Raw genomic sequence first — 1,335 nt, forward strand, 5'->3', positions numbered from 1 at the left:
CAAACTTGTTCGCCGGCCTGACCAGATCCACATCCTGCGGTTCGGTACTCATTTCGACGATTTGACGATAGGCCTCTTTACGCTCATCTTTCAACGACTTGATTTGCGGTGTGTACTCGGCCAGCCACGCCTTCGCCAGTCTATCGGCCTCGCCATCGAAGTAATCCTGCACCTCCATCACCAGCCCCATGCCAGCAACGGTAACACGAGCCTCCATGATTGCTTCCAGATATTCCTCTGCATCCTCTTCTCGATCCGCAACCTTATCGGCCAGATATTCGACATAGGTACGTGAAACATCCGGGCTGAAAATTCGGTGATGCTGCCAACTTACTGATTTAGTGTATGATGGTGTTTTTGAGGTGCTCCAGTGGCTTCTGTTTCTATCAGCTGTCCCTCCTGTTCAGCTACTGACGGGGTGGTGCGTAACGGCAAAAGCACCGCCGGACATCAGCGCTATCTCTGCTCTCACTGCCGTAAAACATGGCAACTGCAGTTCACTTACACCGCTTCTCAACCCGGTACGCACCAGAAAATCATTGATATGGCCATGAATGGCGTTGGATGCCGGGCAACAGCCCGCATTATGGGCGTTGGCCTCAACACGATTTTCCGCCATTTAAAAAACTCAGGCCGCAGTCGGTAACCTCGCGCATACAGCCGGGCAGTGACGTCATCGTCTGCGCGGAAATGGACGAACAGTGGGGATACGTCGGGGCTAAATCGCGCCAGCGCTGGCTGTTTTACGCGTATGACAGGCTCCGGAAGACGGTTGTTGCGCACGTATTCGGTGAACGCACTATGGCGACGCTGGGGCGTCTTATGAGCCTGCTGTCACCCTTTGACGTGGTGATATGGATGACGGATGGCTGGCCGCTGTATGAATCCCGCCTGAAGGGAAAGCTGCACGTAATCAGCAAGCGATATACGCAGCGAATTGAGCGGCATAACCTGAATCTGAGGCAGCACCTGGCACGGCTGGGACGGAAGTCGCTGTCGTTCTCAAAATCGGTGGAGCTGCATGACAAAGTCATCGGGCATTATCTGAACATAAAACACTATCAATAAGTTGGAGTCATTACCTAAACGTCGTTATCTTACCGGTAAAGAAGTTCAGGCCATGATGCAGGCGGTTTGTTACGGGGCAACGGGAGCCAGAGATTATTGTCTTATTCTGTTGGCATATCGGCATGGGATGCGTATTAGTGAACTGCTTGATCTGCATTATCAGGACCTTGACCTTAATGAAGGTAGAATAAATATTCGCCGACTGAAGAACGGATTTTCTACCGTTCACCCGTTACGTTTTGATGAGCGTGAAGCCGTGGAACGCTG

General features: G+C 51.9%; 2 protein-coding genes and 1 pseudogene. 2 read left to right on the forward strand and 1 reads right to left on the reverse strand.

Annotated features, from left to right (window positions below):
• Window positions 1-217, reverse strand: a 217-nt coding sequence (locus tag AC0L3J_RS37015; protein WP_473350375.1) for a hypothetical protein, incomplete at its 3' end; no start/stop codon positions are given.
• Between the two features lie 153 nt (window positions 218-370).
• Between AC0L3J_RS37015 and AC0L3J_RS37020 the strand changes: the two genes are divergently transcribed.
• Both AC0L3J_RS37020 and fimE read left to right on the forward strand, forming a co-directional pair.
• Window positions 371-1,068, forward strand: a protein-coding gene (locus AC0L3J_RS37020; RefSeq protein WP_095033700.1) for an IS1-like element IS1B family transposase whose coding sequence is annotated in 2 segments (ribosomal slippage) — window positions 371-620 and window positions 620-1,068 — 699 coding nt in all. Because the reading frame shifts where the segments join, the coding sequence is not laid out codon by codon here.
• Window positions 1,069-1,120: 52 nt separating this feature from the next.
• Window positions 1,121-1,335: pseudogene (gene fimE, locus AC0L3J_RS37025) on the forward strand (type 1 fimbria switch DNA invertase FimE); the annotation flags it as partial.

The organism is Bradyrhizobium sp. Kon37 (assembly GCF_055807535.1).